The sequence below is a fragment of the Janthinobacterium pasteuri genome (assembly GCF_051380775.1).
Taxonomy (GTDB): domain Bacteria; phylum Pseudomonadota; class Gammaproteobacteria; order Burkholderiales; family Burkholderiaceae_D; genus Janthinobacterium.
The window spans coordinates 1-21,224 of sequence record NZ_JBNYXS010000025.1 but is presented as its reverse complement, the minus strand read 5'-3'; the positions used below and the strand labels follow the sequence as shown (position 1 = coordinate 21,224).

Below are 21,224 nucleotides of genomic sequence, written 5' to 3'. Positions count from 1 at the left end.
TGCCGCCCACAAAAGGTCCTGCTCGGCACAAACAGCCATGCGCTACGGATCAGTCCAGGCAGCCAACGGTATTTATATGCGAAATGCCGCCACGACCACGGTGCTGCGGCCGGACGAGCTCTGGGCGCCATCCAGTGTCACTCCAGTACCTGTACATGCCTCGCAAAAGGCTAGTCACGCACCAGTGATCGGACGGCAGTGACTTTCCCTGTTCAGGGTTCCGGCATGTCAAACTCGATGCCATCTTCCGTGTAAGAAAACTTGGCTGACTCGCCGGTACATTCCCCCTGCGCCACGTCGGCAACATAGCGGCATTCGCTTTCCACACTGCCGTCCGCACGCCAGTGCCGCGTCCAGCCCTGGCGCTCGCCATCGACATATTTAATCAGCTGCCTCGGCTTGCCATTTGCATACCAGGAACGCAATGCGCCCTCCTCGCGCCCGCCCGCATTCCACAGCTTGTGCACGATCAATACGCCGGCCCGGCTGAAGCGCTGTTCGCTGCGCATGACGTAGTGACCGCTGTGCGTGCGCTTGCTGGCGACCTTGCCGTCCGGGTAATACTCGACGCTTTCGCCAGCAGGCTTGCCGTCGACATAGTTGCCTGTGCGATGCACCTTGCCATCCGGGAAATAGCTGGTGCTCGGCCCCGTCTGGATGCCGTTCACATACAGGCTGCGGCTTTCTACTGTGCCGTCCGGATAGAACAGCAGCAATTCGCCCTCCGTCTGGCCCTTGACCTGCGTCATGCGCGTGCGCAGCTTGCCATCCTTGTCGAACGTTTCCACCAGGCCATCGGCACGGGCGCCGTTGCGGTAGGTGCGCGACTCGATCAGCTTGCCATTCTGGTGATAGGTCTGCTCTTCCCCCTCCTGCACGCCGTTGCGCCACGTGCCGCGTATGGACATCTTGCCGTCAGGGTAATAGCGGGTCTGCGTCCCCTGCTGCACGCCTCGCCCATCTTGCTCGACCTGCATTTCCAGCTGTCCATGCGGGTAATACATGCTGTAGTTGCCCACCAGCTTGCCGCGCAGGTAATCGCGATCGTTGACCTGGCCCGTCAGACGCTTCGGCTCGCCTTCGCGCACATGATAAACCTCGACGTGCCAGGTGCCTGGCGTCTTGCCTGGCGGCAGCGGCAGGACCAGCGCATAGCGCGCATGTTCCTTGACTTCGCCGCTCGATAGATTGTGATTCAGGTACAAACGCGGCTTGCCGTCGGCACAGGCCTGCGGCTCGCAGCGGCCCAGCTTGCCAACTTCGGGCATGGCGAGCGCTCCCGCTTCGCCTTCCACCTTGCCTGGCGCGGGACACGATGTGATACGCATCAGCAAGGGCGTCTTGTGGCGGATCAAGGGAACCAATTGATGCTTCATGGCGACATACTGATCCTTATCCAGGCCCACGGAAACGGCATTCATCAGCACCTGCCTGCCGCCGCAGCCGCTGTCGCTGGCGAGGGTCAGCACATCGCCGTCGGGCGTCGCCTTGATCGCGGTGACTATTTGCCGCTGCTCAATCTCGGCGTGGGCCAGCGCCGGCAACAGCAGCATGGCGCCAAACAAATGGTTCAAAGTGCGCGCCATGCCTGCTCCTTTCGCTGCAGTTCCGGCGCTGGCGGCGCTTCGCCGCAGTCGCCCTGCGCCTTGCCGGCCACATACCGGCATTCATTCTTCAGGCTGCCATCCTCGCGCCAGCTGCGGCTCCAGCCCTCGCGCCGGTCGTTCAGGTACTCGATGGATTGCTCGGGCTTGCCGTTCTCGTACCACGAGCGCGACGTGCCCTGCTCGCGCAATTGCGTATCCCACCGTCTTTCCAGCACCAGCACACCCTGGGGGCTGTAGCGCTGCAAGCTCAGCAGCCCGCCCTTGTCACCGTACTGCTGGCGGCTCTCCACCTTGCCATCTGGATAGAATTCCATCGCCACGCCAGTCGGCAGGTCGTTGACCTGCGTCATCCTGGCGCGCACGGCGCCATCGGGGTAGTAATTCGTGCTAACGCCATTGAACTTGCCGTGCTGCATTTCTGCGCGGCTGGAGATTTTCCCATCCGGGAAGTACGTGAGCATCTCGCCTTCCATCTTGCCGCCGCGCAAAGTGTAGCTGCTGCTCAGCTTGCCATTTTCATCAAAGGTCTGCACAGGCCCGTCGACTTGCGTGCCGTTGAGGTAGAGCGTCGCCTCGCTCAGCTTGCCCGTGGCGTGATAACGCTGGTGCTCGCCCTCGGGCAAGCCATGGCGCCATTCACCGCGCAGCTCCAGGGTGCCGTCGGGAAAGTACTTGCTGCCGATGCCGTGCTGTTGGCCCTGCCCATCCTGCGCCACCTGCTTCTCGATCTTGCCGCTCGGGTAATACGTGACATAGCCGCCCACCAGTTCACCGGAGGCATAATCGGCCTTGTTGACATGGCCCGACAGGCGCAGCTTGTGGCCTGCCACGCTGACAATGTCCACCTTCCACGTGCCGGGCATCTTGCCTATCGGCAAGGGCAACAGCAGCACATTCGCTGCTTTTTCTTGCTCTATGGGGAAGAAACGTTCGTGCAGATACAGCCGCGCCCGGCCATCGGCGCAACTGGCTTGTGTGCAGGCGGCAATCTGGCGCACGATGGGTACGCTCGCATCGTCCGGGCATTTTTTCAGGGTGACGCGCATGGGCGTTCTGGCGCGGATATGCCGGGCCAGATCGGCTTTCAGCGCGTCATACGGCGCCTCGTCCAGATTCACCGAGCGGGCATCCATGCGTATCTGCTTGTCGCCGCAGGCTGTCGTGCCGGCAATAGTGAACACATCGCCGCCCTCGCTATCTGGCTCGGCCGCCATGGCTGTCAATACCAGGCGCTGCACGATGTCCGCCTGCGCCATGCCTGAGGCCAGCAAGGAGGCGCCTAGTAAGGCGCATATCGTCTTGATTTTCATGGTATTCCTCTAATTATCCGCCGTGACGGCCACACCGCCCGGCACGAAGCTAACCCGGCCATTGCGGTAACGCACCAGCACCACCACCTTGGCATCGCGCAATTGACCGTGCTGCACGGCCGGCAAGTAGGTCCAGCGCTTGACGCTATCGAGCAGCACCTTGTTGAGCATCGGCTCCATCGGCAACTCGGCCGCCGCATAGCTCAGGGTGCCGTCGGCGGCAATGGTCAGGGTCAAGCGGTTTTCACCCGTTGCATGCTTTTCGTCAAGCACGCCATATTCAACCGTCGTCATCGTCTCGCGCTGCACGCCGCCGACCTGATCCCGCAAGGGCGGCATGGCCTTGAGCCTGGCCGCCAGCAGCGCGCCATCGGCCAGCGCCTTGTCCCAGCGCTGCTGGTAGGCCCGCCCCTGAGCAAGGCGCAGCAACTTGGCGTTCAGGTCCATGCGCTGCATCGTGCGGGCGACACCATTGTCCGCCGGCTCGCCCGCTTCCGTCGGCAAGGCGTTCTCCACCGCATAACGGTAAGCCGTCAGCTGCGCCAGCGCCACCAGATTCACGGCATCGCGCTCGTCGCCGCCGCGCAGCAGCGCGCTGGCCGCGATGCCCAGCCAGGCGACGCCATCGGTGGGGCGTGCCCACACGGCTTGCTCGAAATACTGGCGCGCCGCCTGTCGTTCGTCCAGGCTCAGATGCATGCGCCCCATGGCCGCCGCCGCCAGATGATCGCGCGGGTCCGCTTGCAACTGGTCAAGATAGGTGTTTGCCAGTTCAGAATCGTAGCCCGCCATCGCGCCCATGCCCTCCATCAAGGTCGCACGCAGCCGCGCGCGCACCCTGTCGCCGCTGTAGCCGGACGATTTGCCTTCCCCTTCCCGGTACAGCAGCTGCAAGCCGCGCGTCACGGCGTCATCGTCGCCCTCGCTGACCGCTTGCGACAGGCTGCGCACGGCCTTGCGCGCGTCCGATGGCTGGAAACCGGTCGTCTTGCGCTGGCGCCAGGCAAACACTTCGCGCCCCGCCGCCTGGTCGGCTTCCGCCTGCATGGCAGCCTTGTTCTTGACTTCCTCGGGCGACGACGTCCAGGCCGTAAAGCCGATCAGGAACAGCACGATCAGCAGCACCAGCACGGCCCAGCCCTTGCCCGTGATGCCGCCGCCCGTGTTGCCCGATAATGGAATGGCGACCGGCGCCTGGCCGGGGGCCGTATGGTGCGCGCCGCGCGCGCTGCGCTGCTGCGGCCACGATGGTTGCAGCAGTTGCCTCTGCTGCGCCTGCACCGAGGCTTGCGCGGCCGCACCGATGACCTTGTCGCGCGCGCAGGCAGCGCAGCCCTGGCCCACGAAATGCTGGTGTTCGGGGTTCGCGGTACAAACGACGAGCTTGCCGCCGCTGCGCTGTGCATAGCCGCGCAACAACTGCGCCCAGTCTGCCGCCGATGGCCGCTGCGGTTTTGGGGATTGAGAAAACGCACGATCGAACATGGCGCGCAATTCGGGCGGCATCAGCGCGTGGCCGCTGGTGGCATTCGGCGCCAGCTGCTTGTGGCGTTTCACGCCATACGCATAGCAGCCGTCGCGGATGCGCCCGGGAATATCGGTCGCCACCTGCGCATTGCCGGGCCGCCCACTGTACGGGTGGATGCCAAAGTTCAGCAACTGGAAGATGATAACGGCCAGCGCAAAACGGTCTTGCGCCATTTCCGTGCCCACCGGCATGCCCTTGCGCTGGAATTCCGGCGCCAGGTAGTCAGCCGTGAATTGCTCGGCAGGAAAACGCTCCGCATGGCCCTGGATGCTGAAACCATCGCAATCAAGCATGGCGATGTACAGCGAATCGCGGTAAAAGCGCAGATTCACCGGTTTCAAGTCGACCACGTAATGCTGCTGCTGGTGCAGCGCATCGATGACGGCGGCCAGGTTGGCGGCCAGGGTCAGCTTGGGACCGAGCCCCGTGGGCAAGCCGGCTGCGCGCGCCTGGCGCTCCTGCATGATTTGCTCCAGCTCGGCCGTCTGGGCCATGTCCAGCAGGGGCATGACGAAGCCGGCAAAGCCGCCCTGGCCGTCGAACACGGCCGCTTGCGGCCAGGCGATCTGCACGTAGCGCTTGCCGTTTTCCAATTGATCGGGCAGCTCGGGCGACAGTTCCAGCATCGCTTCGAGCTTGCGCCGGTTGGCGGCCCGGTCCAGGTGCGGATGGTACAGCTTGGCCACCTGCGCGGGCGCGCCGGGCAGCAGATACACGCTACCCGCACCGCCGCTCTTGACGAGTTTGCCCAAGACAAGACTTCTGGCTTTATCCAGCCAGATCTTGCCACCCGGACTCAGACCGGGCGTGACGCCTTGCTTCTGACTCATGCGCGCAAGGCCAGCATCAGCGTCTTGTCGTCGCCCGTGATCTGGTGCGTGCGCGGGTCGGCCAGGGTGGACGCCAGCGCTGCATCGCCCAACTCTACGCTCTCGACCGTGCGCAGATAGCCTTGCACGGCATCCATGAACGGTGCGTACAGCGCCGCATTGTTCTTGCTCATGGCAAAGGGCATGCAGCCGTCAGACATCAGCACCACGCCGCGCACGGCTTGCGGAATCGCAAGCAGGCGCAGCTGTTCGCGCCAGCGCTCGCCGGACAGAAAATAGGTTTCATTCGCATATTCGCCGTTGGCGGGCAACGAAATCAGCTCGCCACCATCGCCCAGTTGCGCTACGCCCAGGCCATCGCCCAGGTGGAAAAAGAAACCGTTGTCGGCGCCCATGACCACGCCCACCACGGTGCTGGCGTAGTCGTCGAGGGTGGCGTTGGCGGCACGGGCGATGTCATCCAGCGCGGCGCGGATTTGCGCCAGCGTGCCGGCCAGCGCGCCGTCATGCAAATCCTGCACGCTGGCACCCTGCGCCAGCCGTCCGGCCAGCGCCTGCACGGTTTGCGCAGCAACAAACTGCGCGCCTTGCTGGCTCAACCGAGCCGAACCGGCGCCATCGCAAACGATGGCCACCAAAACGTCGCCCACGACGGCATGCGCGTGCGCATCCTGGCATGGGATATCTTTATCCAGGTGCGCCTTGCCCGTGACGGAGGCGCCAAACACGCGCCAATGCTGATTTGCTATCGCCATGGATCAGCGGGCTTTCACGTATTCACGACAGACCAGCCGTCCGTCGAGGCCAGCTGCGCCTGCGCACCGGGACGCGATTGCGACACCACCTGCATGCTGGCGCTCAGCCACAGGAACAGTTCGCGGAACTGCAAGCCTTTCAGCTGCTTCACGCCCCGCTCGCCACGGCTGGAAAACTGCCCCAAGGTATCGATATTTGCATTGTCGCCCACGGCGATGGGGAAGATCGCTACCTTGTTCGCCTGCTCGGCCGCGCGTGCCTGTTCGGCGCCCTGCTGCCAGCGGTCCGTCGGTTCGCCGTCCGACATCAAAAACAGCCATGGCCGCGTGTACGCCACGCCCGCCTGGCGGAAGCGCTGCTTTTCCTGCTCGATTTCGGCCAGGGCCAGTTCGACGGCCACGCCGGTCGGCGTGGTGCCGTTCGCCTCAAGATGGGGCGCCGTGAAATCCATGGCGTCGCACCAGTTGCTGGCCACCGCGGCTTCATCGTGGGCGCCATATTGAATCACCAGGATGCGCACGCGCTTGGCGGCAATGACATCGGACTTGAGCTCCTGTTCCAGCAAGGCCAGGCCTTCGTTCAGCAGCGAGACGGGTTCGCCATCCATGCTGCCGGAGCAGTCCAGCACGAGCACCAGCGGCGTGCGTTGTTCGGTATTGTCGACCAGGGCGACGTCGGGGATCATTATTGAACTCATGGGCAATCGGTAAATGTAAAATCGAACATAGTGCGAATCTTACATCATGGACGTGTTTTAGCCGCGCGAGTTTCCTACAGAACACTATCCAGGCAGATTTCCTCACACCATTGCGGCAGCACTATCTTTGTACTATCTTGAAAGTTGCCCAGGCCAGATGGCAGCGATCAGCCCTTCCTTACAAAGTTGGGGCAAATTGCTGTACCACACGGCCCTTACCCAGTTCCGCACCTGCACGCCCGCGGCACACTGATGTAATGAGGAAATGGGGGCAAGCATGAGCACGGCAATGAATGTGGGCAAACTGATCGGCGCCATGTACGACTCAGCCTGCGGCGCAGGCGACTGGCCACGGCTCGACAGCGCTGACCTGAGCGGCCAGCAATGGCAAGAAATCTTGCCGCATCTGCAACGCGCGCTGTGCCTGCAGCAGCGCCTGCGCGAAGCACAACTGGCCAGCCACTGCGCGCTGGCAGCGCTCGACGCCATGGGCGCCGCCGTGCTGGTGCTCGATGCCAACCTCGGGCTGCGCTTCGCCACCCCCGCCGGCTACGCCCTGCATACGGCGCAACTGGAACACGCCGCGCCGCCCGCCCTGGTGCACGCCGTGCGCCTGGTCATCGCCAGCACCGGCGGCGCAGCGCAATGTCAGTCGCTGCGCCTGGCGCGCAAGCAGCAGGCGCCGCTGGCCCTGACTGTCACCCCGCTTGCCGATTGCCAGCCGCCATGCGCGCTGCTGATCGCGCGCGACCCGACGCAAGCGAGCACGTCTGTCCCTGCCTTGCGCCAGCTGTTCGACCTGACGCAAGCCGAAGCGCAAGTGGGCAAGGCGCTGGCGCAAGGGGCGACCATCGAGGAAATCGCCGCGCGCGGCGGCATCAGCGTCAACACCGTCAAGACGCATCTGCATCACACCTATCTGAAGACGGATACGCGGCGCCAGGGCGAGCTGATCGCCCTGATCCATGGCGCAACGGCCCATCTGGCGGTACTCGATGCATGACGCCGTGTCATCCGATCGGATGATGCGCGGTGCATGTTGCTTGCCTACACTGGCAAAACCGGTAGGCCGCACCTTGCCAGTGTGACAGCAGCGCTTGCGGACAAGCCGGTTCGGTTTCCCTGGCACCCACATCAACATCGCCGCCCCGGCAGCGGACGGCACCACATTCAAGGATGGGCTGGAAAATGAAAACATGGATCTTGGCCGGCACCCTGGGCGTTTGCGCCCTGCTGGCAAATGCGCAATCGCTCCCCGACAGCCAGACCGTCACCATTCCGGGCGGACGCCTGCAAACGATCGAACTGCCTGCCCACAGGCACTTTATGAATGCGCAAGAATTTGCCCCGTTCCGCGGCGGCTATGCGTTGGCGAACGGCCAGGTGCTTCACCTGCGCAATGCGGGCACCATCGGCGCCTTCATGTATGCGCGCATCGATGATCAGGAAGAACACCGCATCATCGCCAGTAGCAGAAACAGCTTCGTGGCGCTCGACCAGCAACTGGCCATGCGCATCGACTTGCGCGACGATGGCAGCGTGGGTGGCGAAGTGCTGATGCGGGTACCAGCCGAGACAATGGCCAGCGGCGACATCGTGCCCGCCCACGTGCAAAACATGGGCCTGGCATCACGTTGATGGTGCATGTTGCGTTCCGCCTGGGGTGGCAGCCATGAGCAAACAATATTCGGTCCAACAGCAAAACGCGCTGACCCTGGCGGCCATCCGCCAGACGGCAGCCTGGTGGCGCGCCCGTCCGCTGCCCGATGCCTTGCGCCAGTGCGCCGCCAGCCATGGCGTGGCACTGGGCACGGCCCTCATGCTTGACCTGCAACTGGCCTGGCCCGGCATGCCCACCGTGTCCGGCAAGCTGCTGAGCGCTGACGGCCACTTCATCCATTTCGAGATGGACCTGGACGACGACTTGCTTCCCTTGCCCGGCAGCGTGGCATGGGACGACATCAGCGCCGGCGTCGACCTGGCCGCCCACAAACGGGGCACGGGCGTGGGGTACGGCGAGCTGTGCAAGAAAGTGCTGCAGGAATTGAATCACGGCGCGGCCTAGCGGAACCGCCGCCAACGCATGCTATGATCGCCGTCCAGTTCATGAGACAAATGGCAACGCCACATGCGGCATTCACTCGGCAACAATCCGATCTCAACGCTGCTGCGCGGCATCCTGCGCCTGCTGGCCTGGCCCTTGCTGGCCCTGGTCAGCGCCGCCTGCACCAGCACCACACGCCATCCTGCCAGCGAACCCACGCAAGTCATCCTGCGCTTTACCTATGACGATGGCAAGCCGATGCGGCATGACAATTACCTGGCCCAGGCGCGCCAGGAAACGTATATCAAGCACTGCAGCAAGATAGGCAGCACCCGTGTCTGCGACGTGGGCTCGGATCCACTCTTCATGGGAGGCGACGCCCCACTGGACGCCAACGGCGAAGTGCGCGTCACCCTGCACTCGACCGGTCCCATCGGCAACAATCCGACCAGTCTTTGCATCAAGGGCAAAGGCTACGTTTTTCATTCCGGCGACTGGAGACGCGGTCCGTTCCACCATGGCCAGGTGATCGAGATCCGCTACAGGATCAGCGAAGTGGAAATGGCGTGCCCCTGGTCTTCCGGCACGCCGCCGTGGTGGGACAAGGATTAAGCTAACCAGCCGGGGCCGGCTGGCCTGGCGGTTACTGCAGCTCGAACTCGTCTGGATTCAAGCCCAGCTCGCGCGCGATCTTGCTGGCCACGCGCTGCTCGTTGGCATCGAAATTGCCGTCCGACGAAGCAACGGCGATAATCATGCGCACCAGCAGGCGCGACGCCTCCACATTCGACTTCATCTTGCCCAGCGCCTGATACGCCTTGGCTTCGCCGATATCCTTGTCGAATTCCAGCTGACCGACATAGTCCTGGAAAGCCTTGATCACGTCCGTGGTGGTAAACACCGATAGCGCATCATTGCTTTCAATAAACTTCACCATCTTCTGCTTCTCTTCCGCACTGACGCTGCCATCGGCCATGGCGATCAAGGCCGAGCCCGCCATCGCGGCGTTCAGGAAATCCTTGTTCTTGTACTTCAATGCCTCGGTTTTCAGTTCACTTGCTTTGGACTTCAGTTTGGACAAAAAAGAATCGAAACTCATGGTGGTTCTCCGGGTTGGTCATTCATCAGTGCGGCAAGACACGCCGCCATGTGCGGTAGTTGAGGGTGCAAGCTTGAAATACAAGCAATGAACTACGCCATACGCTCACTGGCGGCATTTATCTCACCCACAGGCAAAAGCCGGGGTCAGACCCGTCGGGTCTGACCCCAGTTTCTGCCTTGGGGTGAAATTCAGTCAACTCCACACAAACTACCAAAAACCCCCAATCACATAAAATTATCTTCTTTGCAGTTGAAGAATAAGTAACTTCATGGCAGCATGGAATGACATTTTCTTTACTGCAAGGTTGTGATGGACAAGCAATTGCTGTTGATTTGCGCACTGACGTTCATCATCCACATTATCGGCACCCTCGCCTACTCCGTGCGCATCGCCGGTATCCGCACGCGACGCATCGCCGTGTCGCTGGCCCTGTTCAGCATTTTGATGCTGCTGTCGCGCACGTCGAACTCTTTCCTGGGACCATTCCTGGCCAAGCGCGTGGAAACAGGCATCGACCAGCACGTTGCCGCCAGCACGCTATTGGTAGATTTCCGCTGGCTGCTATTCTCCGCCAGCCTGGCAACCATCCTAGGCGCGATCCTGATCCCCACCTTCCAGCGCGCCTTCTGCCGCGCCGTCGAGCATTTCCAGGTGCACAGGTCGGTACCGAAACTGCTGCTGCACGCCGTCTTCAAGGGCGGCCTGTCTTACCTCAAGACCTCCGCCAGCCTGCCCAAGCCCGCCAACGTCACGGGCCTGCGCGAAAAATCGGGCGTTTCCATCTCCATGACGGCCATGAATGTCATCGCCACGGCCCTGTGGACAGTCGGAGTCTTTGCGGCCCTATACGCAGGCGTGCTCGACCCCAGCGTGCGCGTCACCTCCAGCACGCTTTCATCGATCATCAACGGCGGCGCCACCATCATGATGGCCGTCTTCATCGACCCGCATATGTCTGGCATGACAGATGACGTCATCGAGGGCAAGATCGAAGAATCGCAATTCCGGCGCGCAGTGGTGTGGCTGGTGGGAAGCCGGTTGGCGGGAACGCTGATTGCGCAGTTTTTGCTGGTGCCGTCGGCGGTTGTGATTGTGGGGGTGGCGAAGGGGCTGTGAATATTAAAAAAATATCTAAAAGTACAAACTTAAAATGGACTACCAATGAGCGATTACGTTGCCTTCGTCGATGAATCCGGAAACCATGATTTAGCAACCGAGAAGGTTGGTGCGTCAAATTATTTCATAGTGCTAGCAGTAATAATTTCGGCCGAACAAAGGTCCGAACTTGAAGCATCAATAGAAAAAATTAGAATAAAACACTTCAATTCTAGCGAGATAAAATCAAGCAAATTGAGCGATAGAAAAAGAATAAAAATAATAAACGAAATATCATCTTTAAATTTCAAGTTTTACGCGGTTTGCGTAGATAAATCTCGAATAATAAAAGATAGCGGATTGCGGCACAAAAAATCCTTTATAAAATTCATAAATGGACTCCTTTACAGTCAAATATTTAACTCAATAAGCAATATAACAATTTATGCCGATGGACATGGCGACTCTTATTTTATCGAAAGTTTTAGAAAATACATTTCCAACAACCATATACCTGATCTTTTCTTTGATTCGAAAATCGAAATTGTTGATAGCAGAGATCAAATATTAGTTCAACTTGCTGATTTCCTGGTTGGCACTACCGCAAAATTATATGAAGAAAAAGTTTCCGGCCAAGCTCGAGATTGCTTTCTAAGCCTCATACAAAATAAAAGAATAAGAATAGATGAATGGCCACCAAAATTCGAGGCAGACTTAACAATCAATAAATCATCCAGTGCTGTTGATTTGAAAATATCCAATATCTCACTTCAAAGAGCATCTGGATTTTTAAGAAATAATTTCAACTCGACTGACAGGGAAATAAAAATACAATATGCCACACTAAGCTACCTACTCTTTCAAACAAGATTTCCTTTTGAGAAAATTTTCACTTCCACCAATGAAATTCTTGATCACCTAAAATATCAGGGTTTTCATGATATAACAAAACAATATCTACGCTCAAACGTAATTGCTAAACTAAGAGATCATGATGTTGTAATCGCCAGCTCAACCAAAGGCTACAAAATACCAGCTAGCTACGCAGACTTGATAGGTTTTGCCGACTTAGTAGATGGACTTGCCATACCTTTACTTAGTCGTCTAAAAAAAGCTGACGAGATTTTCGACCTCGGAAGCATCGGTGAAATAAAATTTCTTAGTGAGCAACGATTTCAGAACTTACAAGCAATCATTAAAAATATGAAGTAATGTATTTCAAAAAACAAAAAGCCGCTGTCTCCCGACAGCGGTTTTCTCATTCCTACCCCAGCAGCAGCGCATTGAACTCCAGCGCTACCCTGCAAGCGAGCTAATTACCCCACAAACTTCCGCGCATTCCTGAACATGCGCATCCACGGCGAATCCTCGCCCCATGCTTCAGGGTGGTAGGACTGCTGGACACTGCGGAACACGCGTTCTGCGTGCGGCATCAGCACGGTGAAGCGGCCGTCTGGCGTGGTGACGGAGGTGATGCCTTCCGGCGAGCCGTTCGGGTTGTACGGGTACGCTTCGGTAGCGGCGCCCTTGTTGTCGACGAAGCGCATGGCTTTGGTGACCTGGGTGATGTCGCCCGTTTGCGAGAAGTCGGCGTAGCCTTCGCCGTGGGCGATGGCGATGCCGGCCTGGGTGCCGGCCATGCCGTTGAAGAAGATCGATGGGGAGTCCATCACTTCGACCATGGCAAAGCGGCCTTCGAATTTCTCCGACTTGTTGCGCGTGAATTTAGGCCAGGCGTGGGCGCCGGGGATGATGGATTTCAAGTTGCTCATCATCTGGCAGCCGTTGCAGATACCCAGGCCAAAACTGTCCGTGCGGTTGAAGAAGCGCGCGAACTGTTCCGCCAGGCTGGCATTGAACAGAATCGTTTTCGCCCAGCCTTCGCCCGCGCCCAGCACGTCGCCGTACGAGAAGCCACCCACGGCGATGACGCCCTGGAAGTCGTCCAGCTTGACGCGCCCCGCAATCAGGTCGCTCATGTGCACGTCGACGGCCGTGAAACCTGCCTGGTGCATCACGTAAGCTGTCTCGATGTGCGAATTGACGCCCTGCTCGCGCAGGATGGCGACACGCGGACGCACGCCGGTGGCGATGAATGGCGCGGCGACGTTCTCGTTCTGGTCGAACGTGACGATAGGCGACATGCCCGGGTCTTGCACGTCCAGCAGGCGGTCGTATTCGGCGTCCGCGCAAGCCGGATTGTCGCGCAGGCGGGCGATGCGCCAGCTCGTTTCGCTCCACAGGCGGTGCAGCTCCGCGCGCGGCTGGGTGTAAATCAGCTTGGCGTCGCGCGTGAATTCAATCACGTCACGGTCGTTCAATTTGCCGATGATATGGCTGCAGGCGCCCAGGTTAAACGTGCGCAGCACGTCCATGACGAGCGACTTTTCTTCCGCGCGCACCTGAATCACGGCGCCCAGCTCTTCGCTGAACAAGGCGCGCAGGGTCAGTTCGTTGCGGCGTTCCGCAACCTGGCCGGTCCAGTTCTTGGCGTCGCCCCAGTCGCTCGAGTGCTCGCCTTCCATGGTCAGCATGTCCAGGTTGACGGACATGCCCGTGTGGCCGGCAAACGCCATTTCCGTCAGGGTGGCGTACAGGCCGCCGTCCGAACGGTCATGGTAGGCCAGCAGCTTGTCGTCGCTATTGAGCTTTTGAATGGCCGCGAAGAAGCCTTTCAGGTCGGCCGCGCTGTCCACGTCCGGCGTTTCATTACCCAGCTGGCCCATGACTTGCGCCAGCGCAGATGCGCCCAGGCGGTTCTTGCCGCGGCCCAGGTCGATCAGGATCAAGGACGTGTCGCCCTTGTCCGTTTTCAGCTGCGGCGTGAGCGATTTGCGCACGTCCGTCACTGGCGCGAACGAGGACACGATCAGCGACACCGGCGACGTGACGGATTTCGCCGCGCCCGTGTTCTCATCTTTCCACGTCGTGCGCATCGACAGCGAATCCTTGCCGACGGGGATGCTGATACCCAGCGCCGGGCACAGGTCCATGCCGACGGCTTTCACCGTGTCGTACAGGGCTGCGTCCTGGCCAGGCTGGCCGCAGGCGGCCATCCAGTTGGCGGACAGCTTGATGTCGGAAATGTCGGCAATCGCGGCGGCAGCGATGTTGGTGACGGCTTCGCCCACGGCCATGCGGCCCGAGGCGGCGGCGTCGATCACGGCCAGCGGCGTGCGTTCGCCCATGGCCATCGCCTCGCCCAGATAACCTTCAAAGCTCATGGTGGTGACGGCGCAATCGGCCACCGGCACTTGCCATGGTCCCACCATCTGGTCGCGCACGGTCATGCCGCCCACGCTGCGGTCGCCGATGGTGATCAGGAAGGATTTGTCGGCCACGGTAGGCAGCAGCAGCACTTTTTGCGCTACATCCTTCAAGTCCATGCCCGTCAGGTCAATCGCCGGGAAATCGTTGGCCACGTGGACCACGTCGCGCTGCATCTTTGGCGGCTTGCCCAGCAGAACGTCCATCGGCATGTCGACCGGTTCGTTGCCCAGTTCCGGGTCGATCAATTTGAGTTGACGCTCTTCGGTGGCCACGCCCACGGCGGCGAACAGGCAGCGTTCGCGTTCGCACATGGCCTTAAATAATGGCAGGCTTTCCGGCGCGATGGCCAGGACGTAGCGTTCCTGCGATTCATTGCTCCAGATTTCCTTCGGCGCCATGCCCGATTCTTCCAGCGGCACCTTGCGCAAGTCGAAAATCGCGCCGCGCTTGGCGTCGTTGGTGATTTCCGGGAAAGCGTTCGACAAGCCGCCCGCGCCCACGTCGTGGATGGAGATGATCGGATTATCAAGCCCCATTTGCCAGCAGGCGTTGATGACTTCCTGGGCGCGGCGTTCCATTTCCGGATTGCCGCGCTGGACGGAATCGAAGTCCAGGTCGGCCGTGTTGCTGCCGGTGGTCATCGACGAGGCGGCGCTGCCGCCCATGCCGATGCGCATGCCCGGGCCACCCAGCTGCACCAGCAGGCTGCCAACGGGAATGTCGTTCTTGTGCGTGTGCTGCGCCGAGATATTGCCGATACCGCCGGCGATCATGATCGGCTTGTGGTAGCCAAATACGGCATCGCTGTCGACGCCGACGTTCTGTTCATACGTGCGGAAGTAGCCGCCCAATACCGGACGGCCGAATTCGTTCGAGAACGCGGCGCCGCCCAATGGGCCTTCGATCATGATTTGCAGCGGCGAAGCGATGCGCTCCGGTTTGCCGTATTGATCTGCGTCAGTACGGCCAGCCAGAGGCGCCGTCACGGAAGCGGCCGTTTCCCAGCTGCGCACGGCGTCCGGCAGCGACAGGTTCGATACGGTGAAACCCGTCAAGCCAGCTTTTGGCTTTGCGCCGCGGCCCGTCGCGCCTTCGTCGCGGATCTCGCCGCCCGCACCCGTGGAGGCGCCAGGGAATGGGGAGATGGCCGTCGGGTGGTTATGCGTTTCCACCTTCATCAAGGTGTGTGTCAGCTCCGTCGATGCCGCATATTCGTGCTTGTCGCCGCGCGGGTAGAAGCGCGACACGGTGGCGCCTTCCATGATCGAGGAATTGTCGCTGTAGGCGACGACGGTGCCCTTCGGCTGCAGTTCGTGCGTGTTCTTGATCATGCCGAACAAGGACTTTGGCTGCGCCACGCCGTCGATGGTCCAGTCGGCGTTGAAGATCTTGTGGCGGCAATGCTCGCTGTTCGCTTGCGCGAACATCATCAGTTCCACGTCCGTCGGATTGCGGCCAGCCTTGGTGAAGGCGGCGTCCAGGTAGTCGATTTCGTCTTCCGACATCGCCAGGCCCAGTTCCGTGTTCGCCGTTTCCAGCGCACGCTTGCCCTGCCCCAGCAAGTCGATCGATTCCAGTGGGCGCGCTTCCAGGGTGCGGAACAAGTCCTTGGCCTGGTCGGCGCTGCGCAGCACGGATTCCGTCATGCGGTCGTGCAGCAGGTCGGCCACAGCTTGAACCTGCTCGTCCGTCAATTTGCCGGCGCCAATGGCGCTGCCCAGAATGCCCGATTTCAGGTTGATGCGGAAAGCAATGCCGCGTTCGACGCGCTTGATGTGCGCCATGCCGCAGTTGTGCGCGATGTCGGTGGCTTTCGAAGCCCACGGCGAAATCGTGCCGAAACGGGGGATGACGAAGAATTCTTCGGCAGCGCCTTCCGTATTGTCAGCGTGGGCCGGTTCGCCGTACGTCAGCAAGGCGCCAAGGCGCGTGCTGTCGTCGTTGGTGAGAGGCGCGCTGGCATCGATGAAATGGACATAGCGTGCTTGCACGGCAACAATCGCAGGCGAAACGGCTTGCAGTTGGCTTAACAGACGGTGGCTACGGAAATGGGACAGGGCATTGGAACCCGGCAGTATCAACATGATTGGAAGGTGGTTGATGCAGCGTGGCTGCGGGTTAAAGGTAGGTATGACAATATCTTTCGTACGGCAAATTTCCTTTGCGCGCATTATACCCGTTTTACCCTTGCCTTATGACCGGAACTTGGGGCTTTGCCACCCTTGCGCCCCACACAGCGGCAGTTTTTGACACGGCAACAACACCCTCATGCGAACATCAGGCAATCACGAAGCGGTTCTTGCCCTGGCGCTTGGCCAGGTACAGTGCTTCGTCCGCCAGCCGGTAGCTGTGGCCCAGTTCCTTGCCTCGCTCCAGCTCGGCCACGCCCACGCTGATCGACACAAACTGTGCAGCATGGAAAGCCTGGCTGACGGCCTCGACCAAGGTGCCGGCAAAGGTGCGCACCGCTTCGTGGTCGCCCGCGTAGACGACACCGAATTCCTCGCCGCCCAGGCGGCCGCACAAATGGCCTTGCGCCTTGTCCGCGATGATGGCGGCCGTGCGCACCAGCACCTCGTCGCCTGCATCGTGACCCTGCTGGTCATTGATGATCTTGAAATCGTCGATATCGATCATCAGGAAATGCAGCATGCCGCCGTCGGGCGCGCCATGCATCTGCTGCGCGCGCTGCGTGAACATGCGGCGGTTGTTCAAACCCGTCAGGCTGTCCTGGAAGGCCAGCCGCGTCAGTTCCAGTTTGGCGTGATAGTTACGCAAACGCAATAAGCTGAAGCTGACATTCAGCGCCAGCCCGAACAGGACGCTGACGACTATCATCAAGGGCGCCCAGGATTGGTCGGGCAAGCCCGCGTTCACCGGGTACAGGCCGTGGCCCACGTTCCACCACACGCCGGCCACCACGGCCAGGTAGCTGAGGCCGCCATTGAAGATGGAGGCAATCGCCAGGGTCATGAAGACGCCCACGGGCAAGACCCAGAAGCTGGCGTGAAGGACGGCGTCGGCCATGGTGCGCAAGCCGAAGGTCAACGTCAGCACGGCGCAGGCGCCGGTAATAGTCAGCACGGGCAAGGTGGTGCAGCGATAGCGCACCACCAGGCTCGTCAACATGCCCAGCAGCGCCAGCACGGCGTGCGGCAGGTTCGGATGATAGGGCTCTGGCATCAGCAGCCAGGTCATGCTGTAGGCGATGATGCCCAGCAGTTGCGTAACCATACCGACCCGGTGCAGTTCCGCAAAATAGGTATGCTGCTGTTCGCTGTTGCCGCCAAATGCCAGCGGAACGGCAATGCGTCGCAAGGTAGACAGATCGGGTAAGCGCATGACGGGTATCGATACCAGAGAGGGAGAAAGCGCCCATACAGCCTGCGCATGCCTTGCCGCGACATGGCGCGGTATGCAACACTTGTTGCATTTATAAAATACTATCACGCTAGTCAATAAATGGACGAAAAAACAGGTGCTGGGACCGCCACAAGCGAACCCTGTGTCATGAAATACAACGCTGGACGGCGCCGGGCGTCCCTGCCCTCGCGCTGCATGCCCGATTGCATGCATTTTGCTGGCAGTGTCGGCCGGCTTTGCAGTATGCTGATAAAAAATAATGTTGCCGGGTAGAGACATATAAAAAGCGTTCCGGCAAATGACCGAACAGATGAACGAGAGCTGAACAATGCCAGAAACTAGCGACTTATCTGTCCTGATCGTCGACCCGAACCCCAGCATGCGGGGAAATCTGCACAATATGCTGAACCAGGCGGCCATCACCAAGGTGGAATATGCGGTCAATTCCGGCACGGCCATCCGCCTGCTGATGAAGAAACCGTTCGACATCATCCTGTGCGAGTACGATCTTGGTAGTGGCATGGACGGCCAGGATGGCCAGCAATTGCTGGAAGACTTGCGCCACCACAAGCTGATCGGCCTGTGGACGATCTTCATCATGCTGACCTCCGAAGCCATCCACAGCAAGGTGATCAGCGCGGCCGAACTGACCCCGTCCGACTACATCTTAAAACCGTTTACGGTCGACGTGCTGAGCGGACGCATCGCGCGCGCCATCGAGCGGCGCGCCATTTTCCTGCCCACGTATCAGCTGATCGACAAGGGCGACTTGCGCGAAGCCGTGAAAAGCTGCCGCGCGGCCGAACTGCAGCACCCGCGCCTGGCGGCCGATTTCACCCGCCTGCGCGCCGAGCTGCACATCACCCTCGATGAATGGAAGGAAGCGGAACAGCTGTACGCCGACATGCTGGCCACGCGGCCCATGGCCTGGGCCCACCTGGGCCTGGCGCGCACGCTGTTCGAACAACAGCGCCATGAAGATGCGCAGGAGGCGCTGCTGGAACTGGTGGAAACCTATCCCCGCTTCATGGCCGCCTACGACCTGCTGGCGCAAAACCATGAAGCCATGGGCCAGCAGATGCAGGCGAAGAAAATCCTCGAAGACGCGGTGGCCATCTCGCCGCACATGGTGCGCCGCTTGCGCCACCTGGGTGGCATCGCGTTTGACACGGGCGACATCGGCGCGGCCGAACGGGCTTACAAGCAAGTGGTGACGAAAGCGAAGTATTCTGAATTCCGCGATCCGGAAGACCACGTCAACCTGGTCAAAACACTGGTCAAGAAGGGCGATGCGCCGCAGGCCAGCGGCGTGCTGCGCGACATGGAGCGCTCGCTGCGGGGCGGCGCCAATGTGGAAGCCTGCCGCGCCATCTCGGCCGCCATGCTGCATGAACTGTCGGGCAACGACATCGCCGCCGCCAGCGAACTGCAGCTGGCCGCCGCCGCCCTGGACACGGCGCGGGGCCTGTCGACGCAACTGAAGGTGGGCCTGGTGCAAAGCTGCCTGAAAAACAACCTTGAGCAGGCCGCATCCGATGTCATGATGAAACTCGTCAACGAAGCCGACAGCGACGTGACGATGGAAGCGGCCGTCGACGTGTTTGAAAAAGCGGGCCGCCATGACCTGGCGCAAGGCATGGGCCAGCAAATCAGCAACCAGGTGCAGGAACTGATGCAGGACGCGGCCAGCAAGGCGGAAAGCGGCGAGCTCAAAGGCGCCGTCTTCGTGCTGCGCCAGGCCCTGCGCAAGACGCCAGGCAACCTGCCCGTGCTGTTCGCCTCCGTCGACGCCATCTTGCGCCAGCTCAATATGCTGGGCTGGGAAGCCCCGCTGGCCGAACAGGCGCAGCACCAGATGCAAGTGATCCGCAAGATCGACCCCAGGCATCCGAAGCTGGAATCGCTCAAGCAACAGTATGCTGCCACGCAGCACAAGTATGGTATCGCAACCTGACTCCTGCCTGCCCCCTTTGGTTGACGGGGCGTGCCCCTGGGGGAACCGGCGTCCCCGTCCGCTATCGGCCCAGAAGCCGACGTTCCTAACGACAGTTTACACTGTTGATTCATTTACTGACCGCCCTGATCGGCCCACACTACTATGTTCTTCCGTCTCGCCTTCTTTGCCGCCGCCCTGACGCTCGGCTTCGCCGATTCGGCCGTCGCCGATACCGCCGTCCTTGACAAACTCACAGCTAGCCGACTCGCCATCACCGTTGACAAAGGCACGTTATCGGGACCCGGTGCGGCACTGCTGCTGCAGGCTTCTCGCCAGGCGCAGTACGTCCTCCTGGGCGAGGATCACGGTGTCGCCGAGATCGCCCAATTCTCAGCCGCCTACTTCAATGCCTTGCCCCCTGCCGGCTTCACGACCTTGGTAACTGAAAATGGCCCAGCCGTGACAAGCGCGCTCCAAGGGATACTCAAGGGCGCCGACGCGGTTGCTGCTATCGCCAGATTCGACGCCACTTATCCGGACTCCGTTGCTTTCTACACCATGCGCCAGGAAGCAGAGATGCTCGCCGGCTTTGCCCTGGCCGCAGGACCGCGCTTCCAGCAATGGGGCATCGATCAGGAGTTCGTCGGTGCGGCCAAATATCTGATCACTCTGATGCTGGCCCAGCCGGTTAATCCGGCCGCCCGCGCGAAGCTGGAAGCCTTGCGTCAAATGGAAGCTGTCGCGTCTCAAAAGGCGGCATCCACCGGCAATCCCTTCGAGTACTTTATACTGTCGGGCTCAACCGAGGACCTGACATCGTTGCGCCCGCTACTTGCCGGCCCCAAAGAGCAAACCGCGCTAGGCCTGCTCGATGCATTGCTGGCCACCCGCGCCATCTATCAGAAAAGCGCCTCTAAAGTGCCCGGCGATCGCGAGCTATCCAACCGCTTGCGTTTGACGCTGTTAAAGCGGACCCTGGAAACCCGGCTCGGCATGCAAGAGCAAAAGCTGGTGGTCAAGGTCGGCGCAAATCACGCATACAAGGGTATTAATCCACTTAACAATCGTGACATTGGCAACTTTCTGGCTGAACGCGCCGAAGGCCAGGGCCTTACCTCGCTGCACCTGATCGTGCTGGCGGCGAAGGGTACGCAACTGAGATTCGCGGGAGCGGGCAAGCCATATCAGCCGGCACAAATCGAACTTGACAGCCCGGCCTTCAAACTGCTGGCCAGTGCAGGCGCCACCGACGGCAGTTGGTCGCTATTTGATCTGCGTCCACTGCGGCCAGGCTCGCGCAAGCTGGCGGGCGGCGACATTGAATTGTTCAACCTGATCAACGGCTACGACTTTGCCCTGATTATCCCTGAAGGCAGCGCTTCTGCGCAGCTCGTGACACCTTAGAAGGGGTGGAGGGCATCTCAATAATTGTAAATTTGCAATTAAACTGATTCCCCGCTACGAAACATTCACGCGTGCACGGAAATGTTGCCCATTAATGCGTTTTACAGATGGGCAAACCGCTATCCTGAACGCCATCGGCCGGGTTCTACCAGAAGCGCTCGTTAAATTAGGCTATGTCACCGTAAGGTGTGGGAACTCTCCCATGGTTGCCTTCAACAATGTTTCTGGGGAGCGGATGCGTCCGGCGTCGAGTATCCAGCGCCACCCCAGATAATTCGGCAG

16 protein-coding genes and 1 pseudogene are annotated in these 21,224 nt (G+C 60.4%); 8 read left to right on the top strand and 9 right to left on the bottom strand.

Going from position 1 to position 21,224, the window contains the following annotated elements:
- Positions 1-212 precede the first annotated feature (212 nt).
- Genes ACQ4WN_RS21445 through ACQ4WN_RS21425 form a run of 5 tightly spaced genes read right to left on the bottom strand, consistent with a single transcriptional unit; the run spans position 213 to position 6,728 of the window.
- Entirely contained in the window at positions 213-1,586 is a 1,374-nt protein-coding gene (locus ACQ4WN_RS21445) for a toxin-antitoxin system YwqK family antitoxin (protein ID WP_436553344.1), read from the bottom strand.
- Positions 1,571-2,917: a toxin-antitoxin system YwqK family antitoxin gene (locus tag ACQ4WN_RS21440; protein WP_436553343.1), complete on the bottom strand. Its 1,347-nt coding sequence runs from the start codon at positions 2,915-2,917 to the stop codon at positions 1,571-1,573. Before ACQ4WN_RS21440 ends, ACQ4WN_RS21445 begins: the two co-directional genes overlap by 16 nt.
- A gap of 9 nt (positions 2,918-2,926) precedes the next feature.
- A complete protein-coding gene (locus tag ACQ4WN_RS21435) occupies positions 2,927-5,275 on the bottom strand; it encodes a hypothetical protein (RefSeq protein ID WP_436553342.1) in 2,349 nt (782 codons plus the stop codon).
- On the bottom strand, positions 5,272-6,030 hold the full coding sequence (locus ACQ4WN_RS21430) for a PP2C family serine/threonine-protein phosphatase (protein WP_436553341.1): 759 nt from the start codon (positions 6,028-6,030) through the stop codon (positions 5,272-5,274). Before ACQ4WN_RS21430 ends, ACQ4WN_RS21435 begins: the two co-directional genes overlap by 4 nt.
- 14 nt (positions 6,031-6,044) lie before the next feature.
- Positions 6,045-6,728, bottom strand: coding sequence for a vWA domain-containing protein (locus ACQ4WN_RS21425; RefSeq protein ID WP_436553340.1), 684 nt, complete (start codon positions 6,726-6,728; stop codon positions 6,045-6,047).
- Positions 6,729-7,005: 277 nt separating this feature from the next.
- On the opposite strand from ACQ4WN_RS21425, the gene ACQ4WN_RS21420 reads away from it, so the two are divergent.
- The 4 genes from ACQ4WN_RS21420 to ACQ4WN_RS21405 all read left to right on the top strand — a co-directional run bounded on the left by ACQ4WN_RS21420 (position 7,006) and on the right by ACQ4WN_RS21405 (position 9,384).
- Entirely contained in the window at positions 7,006-7,731 is a 726-nt protein-coding gene (locus tag ACQ4WN_RS21420) for a helix-turn-helix transcriptional regulator (RefSeq protein WP_436553339.1), read from the top strand.
- Between the two features lie 185 nt (positions 7,732-7,916).
- Entirely contained in the window at positions 7,917-8,366 is a 450-nt protein-coding gene (locus tag ACQ4WN_RS21415; protein WP_436553338.1) for a hypothetical protein, read from the top strand.
- A gap of 34 nt (positions 8,367-8,400) precedes the next feature.
- The gene (locus ACQ4WN_RS21410; RefSeq protein WP_436553337.1) at positions 8,401-8,793 is read left to right on the top strand and encodes a hypothetical protein; all 393 of its coding nucleotides are present in this window, start codon (positions 8,401-8,403) and stop codon (positions 8,791-8,793) included.
- Positions 8,794-8,856: 63 nt separating this feature from the next.
- Positions 8,857-9,384: a hypothetical protein gene (locus tag ACQ4WN_RS21405; protein ID WP_436553336.1), complete on the top strand. Its 528-nt coding sequence runs from the start codon at positions 8,857-8,859 to the stop codon at positions 9,382-9,384.
- A 31-nt stretch (positions 9,385-9,415) separates the two neighbouring features.
- On the opposite strand, the gene ACQ4WN_RS21400 is transcribed toward ACQ4WN_RS21405, so the two are convergent.
- Positions 9,416-9,871, bottom strand: coding sequence for a tellurite resistance TerB family protein (locus ACQ4WN_RS21400; protein ID WP_436553335.1), 456 nt, complete (start codon positions 9,869-9,871; stop codon positions 9,416-9,418).
- Between the two features lie 312 nt (positions 9,872-10,183).
- Between ACQ4WN_RS21400 and ACQ4WN_RS21395 the strand changes: the two genes are divergently transcribed.
- Complete coding sequence (locus ACQ4WN_RS21395; protein WP_436553334.1) at positions 10,184-10,990, top strand: lipid II flippase Amj family protein; 807 nt, start codon at positions 10,184-10,186, stop codon at positions 10,988-10,990.
- A 45-nt stretch (positions 10,991-11,035) separates the two neighbouring features.
- Positions 11,036-12,181: a DUF3800 domain-containing protein gene (locus tag ACQ4WN_RS21390; protein ID WP_436553333.1), complete on the top strand. Its 1,146-nt coding sequence runs from the start codon at positions 11,036-11,038 to the stop codon at positions 12,179-12,181.
- Between the two features lie 104 nt (positions 12,182-12,285).
- Here the strand turns inward: ACQ4WN_RS21390 and purL are convergent, their stop codons facing one another.
- Positions 12,286-16,323, bottom strand: coding sequence for a phosphoribosylformylglycinamidine synthase (gene purL, locus ACQ4WN_RS21385; RefSeq protein WP_436553332.1), 4,038 nt, complete (start codon positions 16,321-16,323; stop codon positions 12,286-12,288).
- Between the two features lie 193 nt (positions 16,324-16,516).
- Positions 16,517-17,581 carry a GGDEF domain-containing protein gene (locus ACQ4WN_RS21380; RefSeq protein ID WP_436553331.1) on the bottom strand — a complete coding sequence of 355 codons (1,065 nt, stop codon included), beginning with the start codon at positions 17,579-17,581 and terminating at the stop codon, positions 16,517-16,519.
- 349 nt (positions 17,582-17,930) lie between these two features.
- On the opposite strand from ACQ4WN_RS21380, the gene ACQ4WN_RS21375 reads away from it, so the two are divergent.
- Together ACQ4WN_RS21375 and ACQ4WN_RS21370 are read left to right on the top strand one after the other, a co-directional pair.
- Complete coding sequence (locus ACQ4WN_RS21375; RefSeq protein ID WP_436553330.1) at positions 17,931-19,556, top strand: response regulator; 1,626 nt, start codon at positions 17,931-17,933, stop codon at positions 19,554-19,556.
- A gap of 144 nt (positions 19,557-19,700) precedes the next feature.
- Entirely contained in the window at positions 19,701-20,942 is a 1,242-nt protein-coding gene (locus ACQ4WN_RS21370; RefSeq protein WP_436553329.1) for a hypothetical protein, read from the top strand.
- 171 nt (positions 20,943-21,113) lie between these two features.
- On the opposite strand, the pseudogene ACQ4WN_RS21365 reads toward ACQ4WN_RS21370, so the two are convergent.
- Positions 21,114-21,224: pseudogene (locus ACQ4WN_RS21365) on the bottom strand (IS1595 family transposase); the annotation flags it as partial.